The following is a 19,728-nucleotide window of genomic DNA, read 5'->3' as shown; positions in this document are numbered from 1 at the left end:
CTTGGAGCCGGCAGTTTGGTCGCAGCGCCCCGGCTTGTAAACCAAGGCGGCGTCTGGCCACGGATATTCACGTCTTCGCGGCGGCCGCCGAGCTGGCAGCGCGGCGGCCGGTCAGCGCGGCGTCTGGTCGGTGCGCAGCACCGGATACAGGCCGTAGCGCGTATCCCAGGACGGGTGCCGGCGGGCGAAGAACTCCAGCCGCGCGCGCGGGCTGGCGGCGAAGGCCGGATCGTCCTTCAGCCGCTGCTCGAAGGCCGCCTTGACCTGCGGATCACGCAGCATCTGCCGCGCCACGTCCTCGGCCACGTAGCTCTCCATGTATTCCTTGCGCTCGAACGCGGCGTTGAACAGGCCCCACTGCAGCAGCGAATCCGGCGCGTCCGGGTCCAGCAGCGCCACCACCAGCCGCGCGCGCGGCTGGGCGATGGGCACGAACAGGCTGCCGGCCGGCAGCTGCGCGGATTCGTCGGCCCAGGCGCCGGCGAGCTTGAGGCGCTGGTGGCCTTCGGTGGAGGTCTTGTCGAAGTCGATGCGCGTGGCGCGGTAGGCCTGCGCCGGCGCATCCAGCGCCGCGTCGAGGCGGCGGTACTGCAGCCCGTGCGCGCGCAGGCGCGGCTCGACCATCGGCGCCCAGGCGACCGGCACCAGGTAGCCGGCGCGCGGCGCGGTGGTGGTCACCGCCGGCTCCATGGTGTCGCGCAGCGGGATGTGCCAGACCTGTGGGGTGTCTTCGTCGTAGCGCGTCATCAGCCCGCCGGAGACCTCCGAGGGCGTGCGCGTATAGGCATAGCCGAGGAAGTCGATCATGCGCGGGGTGTCGTTGGCCTTCCAGTCCAGCACCTGCGGCTGGCCGCCGAGCCGGGTGGCCGCCTCATCGGCCGCGGCCGCATCGCCGCGCCAGGCCGCGCCGTGCGCGGCGGCCTGCTGCAGCACAGCGACGATGGCGTTGCCGGTGATCGCCACGCGCTGCGGATAGCGCAGCCAGGAGTGCGTCTCCACCAGCACGCCGAAGCGGTTACGCAGCTGGAAGTAGCCGTGCGAGAAGCGCGGCGGATAGATCTCGTCGGCGAACCCGGCCGCCGGATTGTCGTTCTCGGCCAGCGAGGGATAGAACGGCAGGGCGTGCGAGCCCTGGCGGTCCAGCTGCGCGATCATCGCCGCGCGCAGTGCCTGGCCGTCGCGCTGCAGGGTGGCATCGCCCTCGTGCGAGGGCTCGACCTGCACCGAGATGTCGTGGCGGAACTTGGCCCCGTCGGTGACATGCAGGTCCATGGCGATCAGCGGGTCCCAGGCATCGACCAGGGCCAGCATCGCCTGCATCTCCGGCGCGTCGGCCTTCATGTAGTCGCGGTTGAGGTTGAGGTTCTGCGCGGTGGCGCGGAAGCCCATCTCCTCCGGGCCGCGCTGGTTGGGGCGGTTCCAGGGGCCGAAGCGCTCGTGCCCGTCGGCGTTGAACACCGGTACGAACAGCCAGACCACCTTGTCCAGCGTGCCCTTGGCGCGCTTGCCCTCCAGCAGCTGGCGGGCGACCAGGAAGCCGGCGTCCTTGCCATCGATCTCGCCGGGATGGATGCCGCCCTGGATCAGCACCACCGGCAGGCCGCGGGCGCGGGCCGCGGCGGGATCGAGCGCGCCGCTGGTGGAGATGGCCATGGCGTGCAGTGGCCGGCCCTCGGGCGTGGTGCCGAAGTCGAAGCAGCGCACCGCCTGCGGCCAGCGCGCGGCGAAGGCGGCGCACAGGCGCCCCACTTCCTCGTAGCGGCCGGTCCTGGTGAAGCCGGAGGCCTCGGAGGCGCTGACCAGCGCCGCATCGCCGGGCGCGGCGGCCACTGGTGCCAGGGGACTCAACAGCAGACAGGCGAGCAGGGCGGGGCGCAGGCGCATCGGGACGGGCACGGTTGGTGTACGGGGCGGCCATCATGCCAGCGATGCCGCGCGCGCCGGCCCGCGCGCGCGGGTGGGGAAGATCTGACAGGGTGGTCAGCCAAGCGCGCCGGAGCGCTCGCTAAGCTGGCGCACGATTTTTTGCCGTCGAATTCCCATGCACGCCACCTCGTCCGCGGCCCGCCTGCCGCGCCAGATCCCCTTCATCATCGGCAACGAAGGCTGCGAGCGCTTCAGCTTCTACGGGATGCGCAACATCCTGACCTCGTTCCTGGTCGGCACCCTGCTGCTGCATGCGCCGGAGGCCGATCGCGCGGCGATGGCCAAGGACGTGTTCCACAGCTTCGTGATCGGGGTGTATTTCTTTCCGCTGCTGGGCGGCTGGTTGGCCGATCGCTACTTCGGCAAGTACAACACCGTGCTGTGGTTCTCGCTGATCTATTGCGCCGGCCACGCGTGCCTGGCGATCTTCGAGCACGACCGGCAGGGCTTCTACACCGGGCTGTTCCTGATCGCGCTGGGCTCGGGCGGGATCAAGCCGCTGGTGGTGTCCTTCGTCGGCGACCAGTTCGACCAGTCCAACAAGCATCTGGCGCGCAAGGTGTTCGACGCCTTCTACTGGATCATCAACTTCGGCTCGTTCTTCGCCTCGCTGCTGACGCCGATCCTGCTGCGCAGCCATGGGCCGGCGGTGGCCTTCGGCGTGCCGGGGGTGCTGATGCTGATCGCCACGCTCGTGTTCTGGCTGGGCCGGCACCGCTATGTGCACGTGCCGCCGGCGGCGTCCGATCCGCATGCCTTCCTCAAGGTGGTGCGCAGCGCGCTGCTGGCGCGCGCGCCGGGGCGGGGCAGGCCCGGGCTGGCCCTGGCGGTGCTGGGCGCGGTGCTGGCCATGGGCGCGCTGGCGGCCACGCCGGTGCTGGGCTTCGTGGCGGCCGCGTGCCTGGCGCTGGGGCTGGTGATCGCCTTCGGCGGGGCCGGGGCCTCGCTGCAGCTGGAGCGCGCGCGGGGCATTCATCCCGATGCGGCGGTCGACGGCGTGCGCGCGGTGCTGCGCATCCTGATCGTGTTCGCGCTGACCACGCCGTTCTTCTCGCTGTTCGACCAGAAGGCCTCGACCTGGGTGCTGCAGGGCCAGGCCATGCAGATCCCGCATCACCTGGCGTGGTGGCCGAGCTGGCTGGTCAAGGACGCCGCGCAGATGCAGGCGCTCAATCCGCTGCTGGTGATGCTGCTGATCCCGTTCAATGCGCTGGTGCTGTATCCGCTGCTGCGCCGGATCGGCATCGATCCCACGCCACTGCGGCGCATGGGCGCGGGCATCGCGCTGGCCGGCGTGGCCTGGGTGGTGGCCGGGCTGCTGCAGCTGGCGCTGGACGGCGGCCATCCGGTGTCGCTGGCCTGGCAGACGCTGCCCTATGCGCTGCTGACCCTGGGCGAGGTGCTGGTCTCGGCCACGGCGCTTGAGTTCGCCTACAGCCAGGCGCCGGTGGCGATGAAGGGCGTGATCATGGCCTTCTGGTACCTGGCCACCACCTTCGGCAGCCTGTGGGTGCTGCTGACCAATGCCGGCGTGCGCAACGCCACGGTGACCGCGCACATCGGCGATACGGGCCTGAGCGAGGCGGCCTTCCTGATGTTCTTCTTCGCCGGGTTCGCCTTCCTGGCGGCGCTGGCCTTCGCCGGCTACGCACGGCGCTATCCGATGCAGGACAATTACCGGGCCGCCTGACCCGCGCGCGCCTTCGTCCCGCTTACAGGAACCGCATGATCACCCTGATCCTCATCGCCATCACCGTGGTCGTCTCGCTGCTGGCCTTGAACAACCGCCGCGTCGCCGACCGCCTGATCCTGTGGCCGCCGGCCATCGACAAGCTTCACCAGTACGACCGGCTGATCACGCATGGCTTCATCCATGCCGACTTCATGCACCTGTTCTTCAACATGCTCACGCTGTTCTTCTTCGGTCGGCAGATCGAGGGCTTCATGGAACAGCAGACCGGCACCTGGTGGGCGTATCCGCTGTTCTATCTGTCGGCGCTGGTGATGGCGATCCTGCCGACCTATCTGAAGCACCAGAAGGACCCGAACTACTTCAGCCTGGGGGCCTCGGGGGCGGTGTCGGCGGTGCTGTTCGCCTTCATCCTGCTGGCGCCGTGGTCGCAGATCCTGGTGTTCGTGATCCCGATGCCGGCCATCCTGTTCGCCGTGCTCTACGTGGTCTACAGCATCTGGATGGACCGCCGCGGCGGCGATCGGGTCAACCACAGCGCGCATCTGGCCGGGGCGGCCTACGGGATCATGTTCATGCTGATCATGGAGCCGCAGGTGCTGCAGCACTTCCTGGCCGAGCTGAGCCGCCCGCGCCTGTAGCCGCCCTGCGCTGGCCGTACAATCGGCGCCCCCCTGACAGCTTCGCGGAGAACGACCCAGTGAGCCGAACCCTAGTCCTGCTGCGCCACGGCCAGAGCGAGTGGAACCTGTCCAACCGGTTCACCGGCTGGGTCGACGTGGATCTGACCGAGCAGGGCCGCGCCGAGGCGGCCGCGGCCGGCAAGCTGATGAAGGACGAGTGCCTGAAGTTCGACGTGGCCTACACCTCGGTGCTCAAGCGTGCGATCCACACGCTGCAGGGCGCGCTGAAGGAGATGGATCAGGACTGGCTGCCGGTGCACAAGAGCTGGCGCCTGAACGAGCGTCACTACGGTGCGCTGCAGGGCCTGGACAAGGCCGAGACGGCGGCCAAGCACGGCGAGGAGCAGGTCAAGATCTGGCGCCGCTCCTACGACATCCCGCCGCCGCCGATGGAGGCGGCCGATCCGGGCCATCCGGCGCAGGACCGGCGTTACGCCATGCTCGACCGCAATGCGCTGCCGGCGACCGAGTCGCTGGCCACCACGCTGGAGCGGGTGCTGCCGTACTGGCACGACGCCATCGCGCCGGCGCTCAAGGACGGCAAGACGGTGCTGGTGACCGCGCACGGCAACTCGCTGCGCGCGCTGTACAAGTACCTCAACCATGTGAGCAAGGAAGAGATCCTGGAGCTCAACATCCCCACCGGCATCCCGCTGCTGTTCGAGCTGGACGACCAGCTGCAGGTCAAGTCCTTCCGCTACCTGGGCGACCCGGAAGCGGCCAAGCGCGCCGCCGAGGCGGTGGCCAATCAGGGTAAGGCCAAATAATGGCAAGCGCGCCGCTGAGGCGGTAACCCCGGGTAAGGGCAGGCGGTCGCAGGCCTTAACTGGCCGACATCCATCTGAATCCCTGTGGGAGCCGCCATGGCGGCTTCCACTTGTAGAGCGGAGCTTGCTCCGCTGGGGCTTGCCGATGATCCGGTCGAAACGCAGCGGAGCAAGCTCCGCTCTACAAGGATGCTGCGGCTTGATCCGAGAGACAGTTGCTCCCACAGAAGCAGCGTTTCACCGAAAGAGGCTCCCGCTGAGGCGCGAGCCTCGGGCCATTCCAAGAATCGGCCAGGGGGGGGGCTAGCGGAGGGTCAGCACTCGGCTGTGTCGAGGCGGTTGGGGAAGCCTGTTCAGACTAGTGCCGACCGGCCACGCGCCCCGGAAAAGCACAAAAAAAAACGGGCAACCCCCGTTGCCCGTTTCCAATGGTGAAACGCGAATCCGGTGGCGCGGCTGGTCAGGACCCTGCCAGCGCGCTCTTGCTTTGATCGAACGGAACATCGTCGCTGCCATAGGACGAGAGCAGGCGCTCGTAGACGGCGTTGTTGAGCCGCTCGAACTCCCAGTCCTGGGTGTTGCCATTCACGGAAAGCTGGTACAGGCCTTCGAGCAGGGTGAAATCGCTGGACGACACGCCCGCCACGCTGCCCGCCTCTTCGATCTGACTCATCGCACGTCCCCCTAGCTGATTCGTCGCTTGGTTCGTGGGGACTGCATATGCAGCTTCCGTGCCAAAATTCGACGCCACGTGGCGGGGCGTCACGGGGCGGCATCCGACTTCCGGGCGGCGCGAAAGTGACGCGCTGGGTCAGACCCTGCCATGCGCCGGTCTCACGCCGGGCGTGGCAGGCTGTGCATCCTCTCAGCCAAGGTCAGCGCCCCGTGCCCGACGTCCAACATGATCCCGCCGCCGGCAAGTTCTTCCTGGACAAGGACGGCCAGCAGGCCGAGTTGGAGTACCGTCGCCACGGGGCGCAGATGGTCATCACCCACACCTTCGTACCCGACGCGCTGCGCAATCGCGGCCTGGCCAGCGAGCTGGTGCGCGCGGCGCTGGACCTGGCCAGGAACGAGGGCCTGAAGGTCGTCCCGGTGTGCAGCTACAGCGCGGACTTCCTGCAGCGCCATCCCGAGTACGCCGATCTGCGGGCCTGAAGGCCCGCCCTGCAGGCCCGCGCGCCGCTACACTCCTGCCGTTTTTTGCAAGAAGGAATGACTTCCATGGGTACAGGAAAGACCATCGTCCCCGCACTGCTGGTGGCGGGCCTGCTGGCCGCATGCAGCCCGTCGTCGCCGCCCCAAGCCAGCGCGCCGGCCAACGGCGCGACGCCCGCCAACACCGCGCCTGCCGCCTCGTCGCCGCCGGCCCAGGCCGCGCTGGCCGACGTGGCCGAATCCGACCCGCGCTATGTCATCGGCATCAGCTATCCGCCGCAGATCAACCAGTACCCGGGCCTGGCCAAGGCCGTCGGCGATTACGCCGGCGCCGCGCGCCAGGGGCTGATGGAGGCGGTGAAGGACCTCGGTCAGGAGAAGCCGACCGCGCCGTACGAGCTGTCGCTGGCCTTCGACATGGTCGCCAACACGCCCGAGGTGGTGGCCGTGTCGGGCAACGGCAGCCGCTACACCGGCGGGGCGCACGGCGAGCCGCTGGTGGCGCGCTTCACCTGGCTGCCGCAGCGGCAGACGCTGCTCACCACCCAGTCGCTGCTGACGCAGGGCAAGGGCTTGGAGGCGGTCAGCAGCTATGTGCGCGAACAGCTGCACACCGCCGCCTCGCTGCGCAACGACGATCCCGGCATGTCGCCGGAGGACCGCGCCAGCCTGCTGCAGTCGGCCACCCAGATGATCGACGAGGGCACCGCGCCCAAGCTGGAGAACTTCAGCCTGTTCCAGCCGGTGATGAACGCCGACGGCAAGATCACCGCGCTGCGGTTCGTCTTCCCGCCGTATCAGGTCGGGCCGTACTCGGACGGCACCCAGACCGTGGACGTGCCCGCGCAGGTGCTCGCGCCCTATCTGGCGCCGGAAGACGCGGGGCTGTTCGTCAAGTAAGGGGAGGGCGGGCGCCACGCTGCGGATCGCCCGCGCCGCTTTGGATCAGGCGGCCGCCTTGCGCGGCTTGCCGTAGAGCGCCCGCAGTTCGTCCTTGGCGCGCTCCAGGATGTCCAGCCGCTGCCGCGGCAGGGTGCTGCCGGCGCGGTTGATGTAGAAGACCAGCATCGACATGGCCGAGCGGAAGGGCGGCGCCTTGCGCCGGGTGCTGGCCTCGGCCGCACGCTTCAGCGCGTGGGCGATGTCCTTCGGGTCGTCCTGCTCGAAGACGCCGGGCTTGAGGTCCAGCGAATGGCTGGTTTCGGTGACGTGCTGTGACCAGCGTGGGTCCTGGTGATGCTCTTCTTCCTGGGACGGGTGTGCGTGTTTCAACGTCATCATCAGTCTTGCTCCTGTTCGCGCTCAGTCGGGGGATGCTGGGGCGCAGCACGTAGGACGCTATCGATGAGGACCTAAAGAAAACGCGAACTGACTGTTGCAAAAGTCTTTGCGTTGCGCGGGGTTCCGAGGCACCGGTCCCATTTCGCGTTCTGCATCGCATCACAGGCCGGCATTCCGGGCGTGTTGACCGCGGCCCCGGACGTCCCCATCTTGGGTTCACGCTTCCGTGCGAACGCCATGCCCGCCTTGTCCTTCCATCCCGCCGTCCAGCGCTGGTTCGCCGGGGCGTTTCCGTCGCCGACGGACGCCCAGGTCCAGGCGTGGCCAGCGATCCAGTCCGGGCGGCACACGCTGGTGGCCGCGCCGACCGGGTCGGGCAAGACGCTGACCGCCTTCCTGGCGGCGCTGGATGCGCTGGTGCGCGAGGGCGTGGCGGCCGGCGGCGCGCTGCCGGACGAAACCCGGGTGCTGTACGTCTCGCCGCTCAAGGCACTGTCCAACGACATCCATCTGAACCTGGAAGCGCCGCTGGCCGGCATCCGCGCCGAACTGCGCGCGCTGGCGCTGCCCGATGTGGCCATCCGCACCGCCGTGCGCACCGGCGACACCCCGCAGCGCGAGCGCGCCGCAGCGCGCAAGCTGCCGCCGCATGTGCTGGTGACCACGCCCGAGTCGCTGTACGTGCTGCTGGGCAGCGAATCGGGCCGCGCCTCCCTGCGCCACGTGCGCACCGTCATCGTCGACGAGATCCACGCCGTGGCCGCCAGCAAGCGCGGTAGCCACCTGGCGCTGTCGCTGGAGCGTCTGGCCCACCTGTGCCCGACCCCGCCGGTGCGCGTGGGCCTGTCGGCTACGCAGAAGCCGATCGAGGAAGTCGCACGCTTCCTGGTCGGCAGCCGCCATGTGCACGGCGACACGCCGGATTGCGCCATCGTCGATATCGGCTATACGCGCCGGCGCGATCTGGCGCTGGAGCTGCCGCCCACGCCGCTGTCGGTGGTGCTGTCCGGCGACCAGCTGCAGCAGATCCACGAGCGCATCGCCGCGCTGGTGCGGGAGCACCGCACCACGCTGGTGTTCGTCAACACCCGGCGCATGGCCGAGCGCGTGACCCGGCACCTGGGCGAGCTGCTGGGCAAGGATGCGGTGGCCGCGCACCACGGCAGCCTGGCGCGCGAGGCGCGGCTGCTGGCCGAACAGCGCCTCAAGGCCGGCCAGCTGCAGGTGCTGGTGGCCACCGCCTCGCTGGAGCTGGGCCTGGACATCGGCGATGTGGACCTGGTCTGTCAGATCGGCTCGCCGCGCTCCATCGCCACCTTCCTGCAGCGCGCCGGGCGCTCCGGCCATGCGGTCGGCGGCACGCCCAAGGCGCGGCTGTTCCCGCAGTCGCGCGATGAGCTGGTCGAATGCGCCGCGCTGCTCGATGCCGTGCGGCGCGGCGAACTGGACGCACTCCACCTGCTCGAGGCGCCGCGCGACGTGCTGGCCCAGCAGATCGTGGCCGAGACCGCCACCCAGGACTGGGACGAGGACGCCTTGTTCGAACTGGTGCGTGGCGCCTGGCCGTATGCGCGGCTGACGCGCGAAGAATTCGACGCGGTGGTGCGCATGCTCTCCGAGGGCTTCGCCACCCGCAACGGCCAGCGCGCCGGCTACGTGCACCGCGATGCGGTCAACGGCCGCCTGCGCCAGCGCCGCGGCGCGCGCATGACGGCGCTGACCAGCGGCGGCACCATCCCCGAGACCGGCGACTACAGCGTGCTGCTGGAACCGCAGGCGCAGACCATCGGCACGGTCAACGAGGACTTCGCGGTCGAGAGCCTGGCCGGCGACGTGTTCCAGCTGGGCAATACCAGCTATCGCATCCTGCGCGTGGAGCCGGGCCGGGTGCGGGTGGAGGATGCGCGCGGCGCCGCGCCCAATATCCCGTTCTGGCTCGGCGAGGCGCCGGGCCGCACCGACGAGCTGTCGCAGGCGGTTTCGCGCCTGCGCGCGGAGGTGGGCGAAGCGGCCGAGCAGGGCGGACGCGAGGCCGTGCTCGCGCTGCTGCGCACGCAGCTGCGGCTCGACGCCGAGGCCGCGCGGCAGATCGCCGATTACCTGGTCGCCGCGGCGACCGCGCTGGGCGCGCTGCCGACCCAGCAGCAGCTGGTGATGGAGCGCTTCTTCGACGGCAGCGGCGGCACCCAGCTGGTCATCCACAGCCCCTACGGCAGCCGGCTCAACCGCGCCTGGGCCTGGCGCTGCGCAAGCGCTTCTGCCGCACCTTCAACTTCGAGCTGCAGGCGGCCGCGACCGAGGACGCCATCGTGCTGTCCCTGTCCACCAGCCACAGCTTCCCGCTGGAGGAGGTCTGGCATTACCTCAAGTCCGGCAGCGCGCTGGAGGTGCTGGTGCAGGCCTTGTTGGATGCGCCGCTGTTCGGCGTGCGCTGGCGCTGGAACGCGACCAACGCCTTGGCGCTGCCGCGCTTCACCGGCGGCCGCCGGACCGCGCCGCAGCTGCAGCGCATGAAGTCCGAGGACCTGCTGGCCACGGTCTTCCCCGACCGGGTCGCCTGCCTGGAGAACATCGTCGGCGAGCGCGAGGTGCCCGACCATCCGCTGGTCGCGCAGACGCTGGAGGATTGCCTGCATGAGGCGATGGACGCGCAAGGCTGGCTGGCGCTGCTGCGGCGCATGGAAAGCGGCCAGGTGCGCCTGCTGGCGCGCGATCTGACCGGCCCCTCGCCGCTGGCGGCCGAGGCGCTCAACGCGCGGCCCTACGCCTTCCTCGACGACGCGCCGCTGGAGGAACGCCGCACCCAGGCGGTGCAGTCGCGCCGCTACGGCGATCCGGAAACGGCCGATGACCTGGGTCGGCTCGATCCCGACGCCATCGCCGCCGTGCGCGCCGAGGCCTGGCCGCAGGCGCGCGACGCCGACGAACTGCATGAGGCGTTGAGCGGCCTGGGCGTGCTGACGCCGGCGGAAATCAAGGCCAATGCCGGCTGGGCCGGCTGGCTGCAGCAGCTGACGCAGGCTGGCCGCGCCGCGCGGCTGGTCGATGCGCAGGGCGCGCCGGGGCTGTGGATCGCCGCCGAGCGCCTGGCCCAGTTCGGCCCGCTCTACGCCGGCGCCGTTCCCGAGCCGGCCATCGCCGCGCCGCGTGGCTACGAAGTGGAGGACTGGCAGCCCGAGCCGGCCTTGCGCGAGCTGCTGCGCGCACGCCTGTCCGGATTCGGCCCGCTGCCGGCGGCCGTGATCGCGGCGGACCTGCAGCTGCCGCTGACCCAGGTGCAGGCCGGCCTGCTGGCCCTGCAGGCCGATGGCTTCGTCATCGCCGGCCGCTTCACGCCCGGCGCCGCGCAGGACGAATGGTGCGAGCGCCATCTGCTGGCGCGCATCCATCGCTACACGCTGGGCCGGCTGCGGCGCGAGATCGAGCCGGTCCCCGGCGCGCGACTACGCGCGCTTCCTGTTCCGCTGGCAGCACCTGGATGCCGAGTCGCGCGTGGCCGGCCCCGAGGCCCTGGCCGGCGTCCTGGCGCAGCTGGAAGGCTACGAGGCGCAGGCCGCGGTCTGGGAGCACGAACTGCTCACGGCGCGGGTGCGCGACTACGCGCCCTCGTGGCTGGACGAACTGTGCAGCGCCGGCCGCACCCTGTGGACGCGTCTGCGTCCGGCGCCCGGGACCTCGGCCTCGGTGATTCCGTCATCCCCGCGCACGCGGGGATCCAGCGCCTCGCGCGCGAAGGCCGCCACCAAGGTCGCCAAGCCGGCCGGCGGCACCGGCCAGTCGCTGCGCGCCACACCCATCCTGTTGCTGCCGCGTCGCACCGCCGCCCACTGGACGCGGCTGGCGCCGCACGGCGAGGGCGAGGCCGCGCTGGGCTCGCGGGCGCAGCGCGTCGCCGACTATCTGGCCACGCACGGCGCCTCGTTCTTCGACGAGATCGCCGAAGGCACGCGGCTGCTGTCCACCGAGCTGGAGGACGCCCTGTCCGAACTGGTCGCCCGCGGCCGCGCCCACTGCGACAGCTTCGGCGGCCTGCGCGCGCTGCTGGTGCCGGCCTCCAAGCGCCCGTCCGCGTTGTCGCGCAAGCGCCGGCGCGTGCCGCTGTTCGGCATCCAGGACGCGGGCCGCTGGGCGCTGGTGCGCAGCGCGCCGCAGGCCGAAGCCGACGACGCGCAGGCCCGCGCCCTGCAGGCCGAGGCCCGCACGTCCTCGCTCGAACATATCGCCCGCGTGCTGCTGCAGCGCTATGGCGTGGTCGCCTGGCGCCTGCTCGAACGCGAGGCCACCTGGCTACCGCCCTGGCGCGAACTGTCGCGCGTCTACCAGCGCCTGGAAGCGCGCGGCGAGATCCGCGGCGGTCGCTTCATCGAAGGCCTGAGCGGCGAACAGTTCGCCCTGCCCGAAGCGATCGGCCTGCTGCGCGATACCCGCCGCCGCCCGCACGAAGGCACCCTGCTGGCGCTCTCCGCCTGCGACCCCGCCAACCTGCTCGGCACCGTCCTGCCCGGCGAACGCATCCCGCGCGTGCCCGGCAACCGCGTGGTCTACCGCGACGGCGTGCCGATCGCGACCTGGGCGAGCGAGCGCTTCGAGGCGCTGGTCGAACTGGACGCCGATGCGCGCGCTGCGGCGCTGGCGCTGATGACCGGCACGGGCTCTGCGATTCAAAGCGGGAGGTCTGGCGTAGCAGAAGGAGAGGTCGGATCGCTTCTCTCGCTGCTCGACAAGCGAGCCTGATCTCGCCTGTAGCGCGCACATCCCCGGCCTGAAACCGAGCCGTGAGGCGGCGTTGGCTCGAGCGGCTATGCGGCGCTCCGGCTGGCCTCCTCCAGATGCAACAACGGGAATGGCAACCCTTGGGCATCCAAGGGGGAGCGGCCAGAGACGACAAACCCATTGGAGAGGTAAAACGCGACCGCGCGGGGATTCTGCTCGTTGACGTCTACTTTCAGGGCGCCTTTCAACTTTCTCGCATGCTCAAGCATGACCTTTCCACCGCCGCGCCGAAAGCTGGTAGGAGCAATAAACAATGCCTCCATCTTGTTATCGTCCAGCCCCATGAAGCCGATCGGCGATGACGCCTCGTCGCACAGGATCCAGACTTCAAGACCCGGCAAGGCTTGATCGCGCACGAGGGGAAGCAGCGATTGGATGTCTCGCTCCGACAGGAAATCGTGCGACGCGCGCACCGATTGTTCCCAGATGCCAAGGAGCGATGGATGGTCTTCCGGCTGCGCTTTACGGATGTTCATTTGGTAATGCTCTTTATATGGCGGCGTCTGCCGTGCCCAGCGCCGTATGGTAGATGGATACCAATGTCCGCAGAGCTTCCGTGGGACGGAATCGGATTCAGGCGCAAAGTTCCTGTGCAGGAGCCTCAGGGTTCCTGATCATCCCACCGCACCGGAACGTACTTGATCTCATGGTCGTTGTACGCGGCGGCGACGGCACGGCCACGCCCGCCACCCCACTGGATGGATTGCGTGGCGTACTTGTAGCCAGGCCCCAGTTGTTGTCGCACCAGAGCCACGGCCTTGCTGGCAGCTGCGCCGTGAAGCGTCACATGGAGCAGGGCGGCCATCAGAATGGCAAACGCTAGGCCCACTCCGAAAGTGAAGTACGGCCGGGCCATGCGGCGGCCGGCCGCGCGTGACGCCTCCAGCACGGGCGCCTTGCGCAGCTGGCGATAGGTCCAGACCAGTAAACCCAGCCAAAGCAGGGCCGCCAACCATGACAGGAGGCTCTGTCCGGGATACAGCTTGACCTGCGTCACCAGCAAGCCGATCGGCAGGACAAATGGAAGGATCAGGAGCGTCACGCCGATGACGGCGCCCATGATGAAGGCGCAAAGCACAGTAATCACGTGTGCGGCGCGGAGACTGCCCCGCATCAGGAAGACGCCCGCTGCGATGGCAAAGATGTTGAAGCTCGAGGAGTAGCCCAAGCCGTTGACCACGCAGTAGATCATCAATGCCAAGTCGATCAGTCCGAACAGCACCAGCATCACGCCGACCGTCTTCAAGATGCTTCGATAGTTCATGGAAACTGGCTTGGTCAATTCAATGGAAGGTCTACTGCCTGCTGCTTAGCGCGCCTACTATCTTCGTAATGGTCGAAGTGGTTTAAATCGATCATTAGGCACTTGCGTCCTAACCAAACGGCAGGGGGAGCTCGTGCTTACCAAGTACAGATTTGTAGTGATTGAGATAGCCCCAAAGCGCATTGCGCAGGTGGTTGAGCTCCACATACGCATCAGAGTCCAACTTTCCCTTTGCTGCAGCACAAGCATCGTCCGCCTGAACACAGAGAGCGTGGAGCGAATCACCTTGGATCAGCACGCCAGGAAAGCGCCGTCCCGGATGCCGCAGCACCGCTGCGTTGGTCTGGTCTGAGTAAATCTCAACGTCCGCGGTATGCATGATCTGGTGCCTATCGCCTGAAGTAGGCCGACCCGCGCAGCGGATTCGGCTTGAATGAATCGTTAGAGATCATGCACCGCACCACCCAAAACGCCGCAGCTGCAAGTGCGCCGCAAGCACCAAAGAAGGAGATGCCGCCGAGGTATTGCACCCAGCCTGCCATGGTCGGGATGCCGTCTACCATCGTGTCTACGCCATTGACCGACGAGGAGCTCCCCGGTCCGGAGTACCGCAAAGGCCACGAAAAAATGCCGACCGGGACTGCTCCCAAGACGAAGCCGGAGAGCAATGCGCTCCACCAGCGGAGCGCGCGGCGCCATCGGAGCAGGAGATATGCGGGAATGCCTAAGGCGACTACGTGAGCCGCCGAAATCACCAAACAGATCAGCAGGAATCCACGTGTACGAATCCAAATATATGGATCGCTCGAGTCAAACGTGGCGAACTGACCATATAGATACCAAAGCCCCAAGGCGCACGTAGGTGCGAGTGCTGCTGCGACAAACGCGATGATCAGTCTCATGAGCACCTAACCACTAGTGCAACCAAACTTGAGCATAAGCCCGATTCTGTTGGGCGCGGGAGTGGTCAGTCAATCATTGAATCCTTGGCTAGGGTGTTTGGTGCCGAATTGTTCGAATGATTAGGGCGAGCGGACGATGACTATCGCCAGTATGCTCAGAAAAAGAGCCAAGCCTAGAGGGAGAAGGATGCGGATACGGTCTGCGTACTTGCGGGCTCGCGAGGACCGCAATTCATGCCGCTTGGTACTGAATGCAATGCCGATGGTGGCCAGCCCGACGTTCGGGTTTGCGAGGGAAGGCATGCCTGTGTAGAAGAAACCGAGCGATCCACGTCGATCCACCCAGTCAGGTCGTTCCACTTTTACCAAGGCGTAGAAATTAAACACGGCATGCATGTAGACAAGCACAGCTGCCAAGAACAGGAATGAAGCAACTAAAAGTAAAGCTTGCATATGCGTCCAACCCGCCTGTAAACCCCGCGCCGTGGCCTGCCCTGGATTCTGTGATTGGAGGAGCGATGGGTCAATCGGCTTTCTGAAGGCAACTCAGTTCCTTGGTGGCACTCGCGCGCACCCGATCCGCTAAGTGAACGTCTAAACGATGGCGACACCGCTTCATAAATGGCACAGGGCATTGGGAGCTACCAATGCATTAAGCCGTTGAATTTGCAGAATGTAATCCAAGTCCTCGAAAGGACTCCACGCCGTGGGGTGTTGCCCCTTACGGGGCCAATCTACAGCAGTCCGCTGCCCCCCTGCGCCGGTCACCCCGCCGGCGCCAGCGCCGCCATCAGCCCCTTGGCCGCATTGAACCGGTCGGCCGGCTCGGGCAGGGGCAGCTTGATCTTCAGCTTGTCCGGGCCGTCCATGGCGTAGATGCGGGGCTGCTTCTGGATCAGCTGGATGACGGTCATCGGGTCGACCTTGGGCTTGGCCTCGAACACGATGCGCCCGCCACTCTCGCCCAGTTCCAGCTTGCGGATGCCCAGCGCGTCGGCGCTGAGCTTGAGCTCGGCGGTGGCGAACAGGTGCTTGACCGGGTCGGGCAGCAGGCCGAAGCGGTCGATCATCTCGACCTGCAGCTCGCGCAGTTCGTCCACGTCGCGGGCGCTGGAGATGCGCTTGTACAGGGTCAGGCGGGTGTGCACGTCGGGCAGGTAGTCCTCGGGGATCAGCGCCGGCACGTGCAGGCCGATCTCGGCGCCGCGGGCTTCTTCGCCCACGTCCACGTCGGGCAGGTGGCCGCGGCGGATCGAGCGCACGGCGCGGTCCAGCAGCTCGGTGTACAGGCTGAAGCCGATCTCGGCCATCTGGCCGCTCTGGTCCTCGCCCAGCAGTTCGCCGGCGCCGCGGATCTCCAGGTCGTGGGTGGAGAGCATGAAGCCGGCGCCCAGTTCGTCCATCGAGGAGATCGCCTCCAACCGGCGCCGCGCATCGTCGGTCAGCGCACGCGTTTCCGGCGCAACCAGATAGGCGTAGGAGCGGTGGTGCGAGCGGCCGACACGGCCGCGTAGCTGGTGCAGCTGGGCCAGGCCGAAGCGGTCGGCGCGGTTGATGATGATGGTGTTGGCGTTGGGGATGTCGATGCCCGACTCGATGATGGTCGAGCACAGCAGCACGTTGAAGCGCTGCTTCTGGAACCCCAGCATCACCTGTTCCAGCTCGCGCTCGGGCATCTGGCCGTGGGCCACGCCGATGCGCGCCTCGGGCACCAACGCCTGCAGGTCGCGCTGCATGCGGCCGATGCTCTCCACGTCGTTGTGCAGGAAGTACACCTGGCCGCCGCGGGCGAGCTCGCGCTGGAAGGCCTCGCGCAGCAGCGCCTCGTCCCAGACGGTGACGAAGGTCTGCACCGCCATGCGGTTGGCCGGCGGGGTGGCGATGATCGACAGGTCGCGCAGGCCGGCCATGGCCATGTTGAGCGTGCGCGGGATTGGCGTGGCGGTCAGGGTGAGCAGGTGCACGTTGGCGCGCATGGCCTTGAGCGCCTCCTTCTGGCGCACGCCGAAGCGCTGCTCCTCATCGACGATCACCAGGCCCAAATCCTTGAACTTGACGTCGGCCTGCAGCAGGCGATGGGTGCCGACGATCACGTCCAGCTGGCCCTCGGCCACCTTGGCCAGTTCGGCCTTGATCTCCTTGGTCGACTTGAAGCGCGAGAGCACCTCCACGCGCAGCGGCCAGTCGGCGAAGCGGTCGCGGAAGTTGCGGTAGTGCTGCTCGGCCAGCAGCGTGGTCGGCACCAGCACGGCCACCTGCTTGCCGGCGCTGGCCGCGGCGAAGGCCGCGCGCACGGCGACCTCGGTCTTGCCGAAGCCCACATCGCCGCAGACCACCCGGTCCATCGGCTGGCTGCTGGCCAGATCGCGCAGCACCGCCTCGATGGCCGCGTGCTGGTCCGGCGTCTCCTCGAAGGGGAAGGTCGCGGCGAACGGCTCGTACATGGCCCGGTCCACGTCCAGCGCCAGGCCGGCGCGGGCCTGGCGGCGGGCCTGGATCTCCAGCAGTTCGGCGGCCACGTCGCGCACCTTCTCCGCGGCGCGGCGCTTGGCCTTGGTCCAGGCCTCGCCGCCGAGCGAATGCAGCGGCGCGGTCTCCACCGAGGCGCCGGAGTAGCGGCTGATCAGGTGCAGCTGGGCCACCGGCACGTACAGGCGGTCGCCCTTGGCGTACTCGATCTCCACGTACTCGGCCGGCATGCCGCCGGCCTCCAGCGTGACCAGGCCGCGGTAGCGGCCCACGCCGTGGTCCTCGTGCACGATCGGCGCGCCCTCGGACAGCTCGCCCAGGTCGCGGATGATCGCCTCGGGTTCCTTGCCGCTGCGGCGCCGGCGATGCGGCTGGTTGGCGCGCTCGGGGAACAGCTGGCGCTCGGTCAGCACCGCGATGCGCGGGGCCTCCAGGGCGAAGCCGTCTTCCAGCGGCGACACGGCGATGGCGAACTTCAGCGGCGCGGCCTCGCCGTCGCTGGCAGCGCGTCCGCCGAGGAAGGCGGTGAAGTCGGGGACCACCTGCGGCTTCAGCCCGGCCGACTGCATCACCTCCAGCAGCGCCTCGCGGCGGCCGGCCGAGTCGGCCGCCACCAGCACGCCGCCGGGGTAGCCTTCGATGAACTGGCGCAGCGCGTGACCGGCGGGCGCGTCGCGCGGGGCCAGGGGCAGCGGCGGCAGTGTGACGTCGCCCAGCGGCGCGGCGTCCTCCACGCGCGGATGCGTCGGCCCGCACAGCTCCACGCGCGGGCGCTGGTTGAGCAGCTCGCGCAGCGGGTTGGGCGCCAGGTACAGCTCCTCGGGCGGCAGCACCGGGTGCTCGACGTCGTGCCGGCGCTGCTCGTAGCGCGACTGCGCCTGCAGCCAGAACGCGTCGGCGTTGGCCAGCGCGGCATCGGCCAGCACCGGCAGCGCCTTGTCGCCCACGTAGTCGAACAGGGTGGCGGTCTGCTCGTAGAACAGCGGCAGGTAGTACTCGATGCCGGCCGGCGCCAGGCCGGACTTGAGGTCTTGGTAGAGGCTGCTGCGGCGCGTGTCCACGTCGAAGCGCTCGCGCAGCGCGTTCATCGCCTTCTCCACGCTGCGCGGGTCCAGCGGTACCTCGCGCCCCGGCAGGATGCGGATCGCCTCGGTCTTCTCCAGCGAGCGCTGGGTCTCCGGGTCGAAGGCGCGGATGGTGTCGATGCTCTCGTCGAACAACTCGATGCGCAGCGGCGCCTTGGCGCCCATCGGATAGACGTCCAGCAGGCCGCCGCGCACGGCGAAGTCTCCCGGGTCCTGCACCTGCGGCACGTTGCGGTAGCTGGCCGCTTCCAGCCGGCGCTTCTCGGTGTCGAAGTCCAGCTTCTCGCCGACTCTGTAGTCGAAGCTGCTGCCGGACATGCGCGCCACCGGCGCCAGGCGCTGCATCAGGGTCTGCACCGGCACCACCACGATGCCGCGCGCCAGGGTGGGCAGGCGGTTCAGCGCGGCCAGGCGCTGGGAAACGATGTCCGGATGCGGGCTGAAGCGGTCGTAGGGCAGGGTTTCCCAGTCCGGGAACGGCAGCACCGGCAGCGCGGCGTCGGGGCCGAGCAGGGTGTGCAGGTCCGATTCGATCTGGTGCGCTGCATGGTTGTCCGCGGCGATGGCCAGCAGCGGGCCATCGTGGGCGCGCGCGGCCTGGATCAGGTACCAGGCCAGGGCGGTCGGGGAGGCGGGTGCGCGCCACCAGGCGCGCGCGTGGCCGGCGCGAGGCAGCGGCGGGGAGGGGACTGGCTTACTCATCAGCCCATCATTTTAACGTGGCCAGCGAGCCCGGCCGCGTGAGGCGGCCCGTCGGGGGAGCCCGGCGGGCGAGGCGCTTCAGGCCGGGCTGGTGGTCTCGGCGGGCAGGCGCCCGTCGGCGGTGTCCAGGTCCAGCACCACGCGCACCAGCCCCTGGGCCGGGCGCTCGGGCAGGACGCGGAAGCCGAGCGAGCGCACCAGCTGCAGCATGGGCTGGTTGTCGTGCTGCACATCGCCGAGCAGCTGCCGCAGATTGCGGCCGCGCGCCCATTTGACCAGCCTGCGCATCAGGTGACGGCCCACGCCCTGGCCGGCGATGAAGCGGCTGACCAGCACGGCGTACTCGGCCTGCTGGCCGTCGGGCAGCACCCGGGCCCTGGCCACGGCGCCGACCAGCGCCTCGCCGGGAGGCAAGGGCTCGGCCGCCACCAGGGCGAATTCGGTTCTTGGGTCCGGGCTGCACAGGCGCGCGGCCTGGTCCGCCGGAAGTTCGGCCATGGTCGTGAGAAAGCGCTGGCGGATCTCGATCGGTTCCAGCAGCTCGAATGCACCACGGATCGGCGCCGCATCCTCTTGCCGGATGGGGCGGATCAGCAGTTCCCGGCCGTCACGCAACCGGAAGTTCTCATGCCACGGCGGCAGTCGCTTTTGCCCGCTCATGGAACCGATGCTGGCACGGGCCGGGTGAAGTCCGGATTGACATGGGTGATGACGGTGCGGACAGGGTAGGGCGCATGGTAAGCGGGGGCGGTGCGTGTCGGTGACATGGCTTGGACACGGGGTGGTCGCCTGGCTGAAACCGGAGCGCCGGTTAGATCCGGGGCCTTGAGCTTTTCGCGCGAACGTCCATGGGTTCCCGCGTTTCGCGGGAACGACGAGGGTGGGGTTCGAAGCTCGATGACCGGGGTGAGCTTCCGAGCTTGATGGTCATGGTGAGCTTTCAGGCTTGATGGGCGTGGCCAGGAAAGCTTGATGACCGTTGCGCGACGCGACCGGCGCTGACACGGCATGGACACAGCTTAGCCGCT

Annotated in this window: 14 protein-coding genes and 1 pseudogene; 6 read left to right on the top strand and 9 right to left on the bottom strand. The window is 68.7% G+C overall.

Features of this window, described 5'->3' with window-relative positions:
• Positions 1-111: 111 nt before the first annotated feature.
• Entirely contained in the window at positions 112-1,884 is a 1,773-nt protein-coding gene (locus tag ACFJIT_RS07295; RefSeq protein WP_379655443.1) for a M14 family metallopeptidase, read from the bottom strand.
• Positions 1,885-2,041: 157 nt separating this feature from the next.
• Here ACFJIT_RS07295 and ACFJIT_RS07290 point away from each other — a divergent pair, with 157 nt between their 5' ends.
• The 3 genes from ACFJIT_RS07290 to gpmA are packed head-to-tail and all read left to right on the top strand — an operon-like array spanning position 2,042 to position 5,066.
• Entirely contained in the window at positions 2,042-3,616 is a 1,575-nt protein-coding gene (locus tag ACFJIT_RS07290; protein WP_379655442.1) for an oligopeptide:H+ symporter, read from the top strand.
• A gap of 35 nt (positions 3,617-3,651) precedes the next feature.
• Positions 3,652-4,257: a rhomboid family intramembrane serine protease gene (locus ACFJIT_RS07285; protein WP_130518548.1), complete on the top strand. Its 606-nt coding sequence runs from the start codon at positions 3,652-3,654 to the stop codon at positions 4,255-4,257.
• Positions 4,258-4,316: 59 nt separating this feature from the next.
• Positions 4,317-5,066, top strand: a complete 750-nt coding sequence (gene gpmA / locus ACFJIT_RS07280) for a 2,3-diphosphoglycerate-dependent phosphoglycerate mutase (RefSeq protein WP_379655441.1) — start codon at positions 4,317-4,319, stop codon at positions 5,064-5,066.
• A 460-nt stretch (positions 5,067-5,526) separates the two neighbouring features.
• On the opposite strand, the gene ACFJIT_RS07275 is transcribed toward gpmA, so the two are convergent.
• Positions 5,527-5,739: a hypothetical protein gene (locus ACFJIT_RS07275; protein WP_130522494.1), complete on the bottom strand. Its 213-nt coding sequence runs from the start codon at positions 5,737-5,739 to the stop codon at positions 5,527-5,529.
• Positions 5,740-5,951: 212 nt separating this feature from the next.
• Here ACFJIT_RS07275 and ACFJIT_RS07270 point away from each other — a divergent pair, with 212 nt between their 5' ends.
• Positions 5,952-6,224, top strand: a complete 273-nt coding sequence (locus tag ACFJIT_RS07270; RefSeq protein ID WP_234852490.1) for a GNAT family N-acetyltransferase — start codon at positions 5,952-5,954, stop codon at positions 6,222-6,224.
• 66 nt (positions 6,225-6,290) lie between these two features.
• Positions 6,291-7,124, top strand: coding sequence for a PdaC/SigV domain-containing protein (locus ACFJIT_RS07265; RefSeq protein WP_379655440.1), 834 nt, complete (start codon positions 6,291-6,293; stop codon positions 7,122-7,124).
• Positions 7,125-7,169: 45 nt separating this feature from the next.
• On the opposite strand, the gene ACFJIT_RS07260 is transcribed toward ACFJIT_RS07265, so the two are convergent.
• Positions 7,170-7,505, bottom strand: a complete 336-nt coding sequence (locus tag ACFJIT_RS07260; RefSeq protein WP_130518538.1) for a DUF3175 domain-containing protein — start codon at positions 7,503-7,505, stop codon at positions 7,170-7,172.
• Positions 7,506-7,742: 237 nt separating this feature from the next.
• On the opposite strand from ACFJIT_RS07260, the pseudogene ACFJIT_RS07255 reads away from it, so the two are divergent.
• A pseudogene (locus tag ACFJIT_RS07255) lies at positions 7,743-12,239 on the top strand (DEAD/DEAH box helicase).
• Positions 12,240-12,304: 65 nt separating this feature from the next.
• On the opposite strand, the gene ACFJIT_RS07250 reads toward ACFJIT_RS07255, so the two are convergent.
• The 6 genes from ACFJIT_RS07250 to ACFJIT_RS07225 all read right to left on the bottom strand — a co-directional run bounded on the left by ACFJIT_RS07250 (position 12,305) and on the right by ACFJIT_RS07225 (position 19,360).
• On the bottom strand, positions 12,305-12,754 hold the full coding sequence (locus ACFJIT_RS07250) for an acetyltransferase (protein ID WP_379655439.1): 450 nt from the start codon (positions 12,752-12,754) through the stop codon (positions 12,305-12,307).
• Positions 12,755-12,879: 125 nt separating this feature from the next.
• Entirely contained in the window at positions 12,880-13,542 is a 663-nt protein-coding gene (locus ACFJIT_RS07245) for a hypothetical protein (protein WP_379655438.1), read from the bottom strand.
• Positions 13,543-13,651: 109 nt separating this feature from the next.
• Positions 13,652-13,921: a DUF6959 family protein gene (locus ACFJIT_RS07240; RefSeq protein WP_379655437.1), complete on the bottom strand. Its 270-nt coding sequence runs from the start codon at positions 13,919-13,921 to the stop codon at positions 13,652-13,654.
• 10 nt (positions 13,922-13,931) lie between these two features.
• Positions 13,932-14,444, bottom strand: a complete 513-nt coding sequence (locus ACFJIT_RS07235) for a hypothetical protein (RefSeq protein WP_379655436.1) — start codon at positions 14,442-14,444, stop codon at positions 13,932-13,934.
• Positions 14,445-15,208: 764 nt separating this feature from the next.
• A complete protein-coding gene (gene mfd, locus ACFJIT_RS07230) occupies positions 15,209-18,700 on the bottom strand; it encodes a transcription-repair coupling factor (protein WP_379655435.1) in 3,492 nt (1,163 codons plus the stop codon).
• Positions 18,701-18,778: 78 nt separating this feature from the next.
• Positions 18,779-19,360: a GNAT family N-acetyltransferase gene (locus tag ACFJIT_RS07225; RefSeq protein ID WP_130518524.1), complete on the bottom strand. Its 582-nt coding sequence runs from the start codon at positions 19,358-19,360 to the stop codon at positions 18,779-18,781.
• Between the last annotated feature and the right edge of the window lie 368 nt (positions 19,361-19,728).

Origin of the sequence: Pseudoxanthomonas sp. UC19_8, assembly GCF_042700505.1 — a bacterium.
Classification (GTDB): domain Bacteria; phylum Pseudomonadota; class Gammaproteobacteria; order Xanthomonadales; family Xanthomonadaceae; genus Pseudoxanthomonas_A; species Pseudoxanthomonas_A winnipegensis.
The sequence above is the reverse complement of the archived record's forward strand: the minus strand, read 5'-3'. Positions and strand labels throughout refer to the sequence as shown.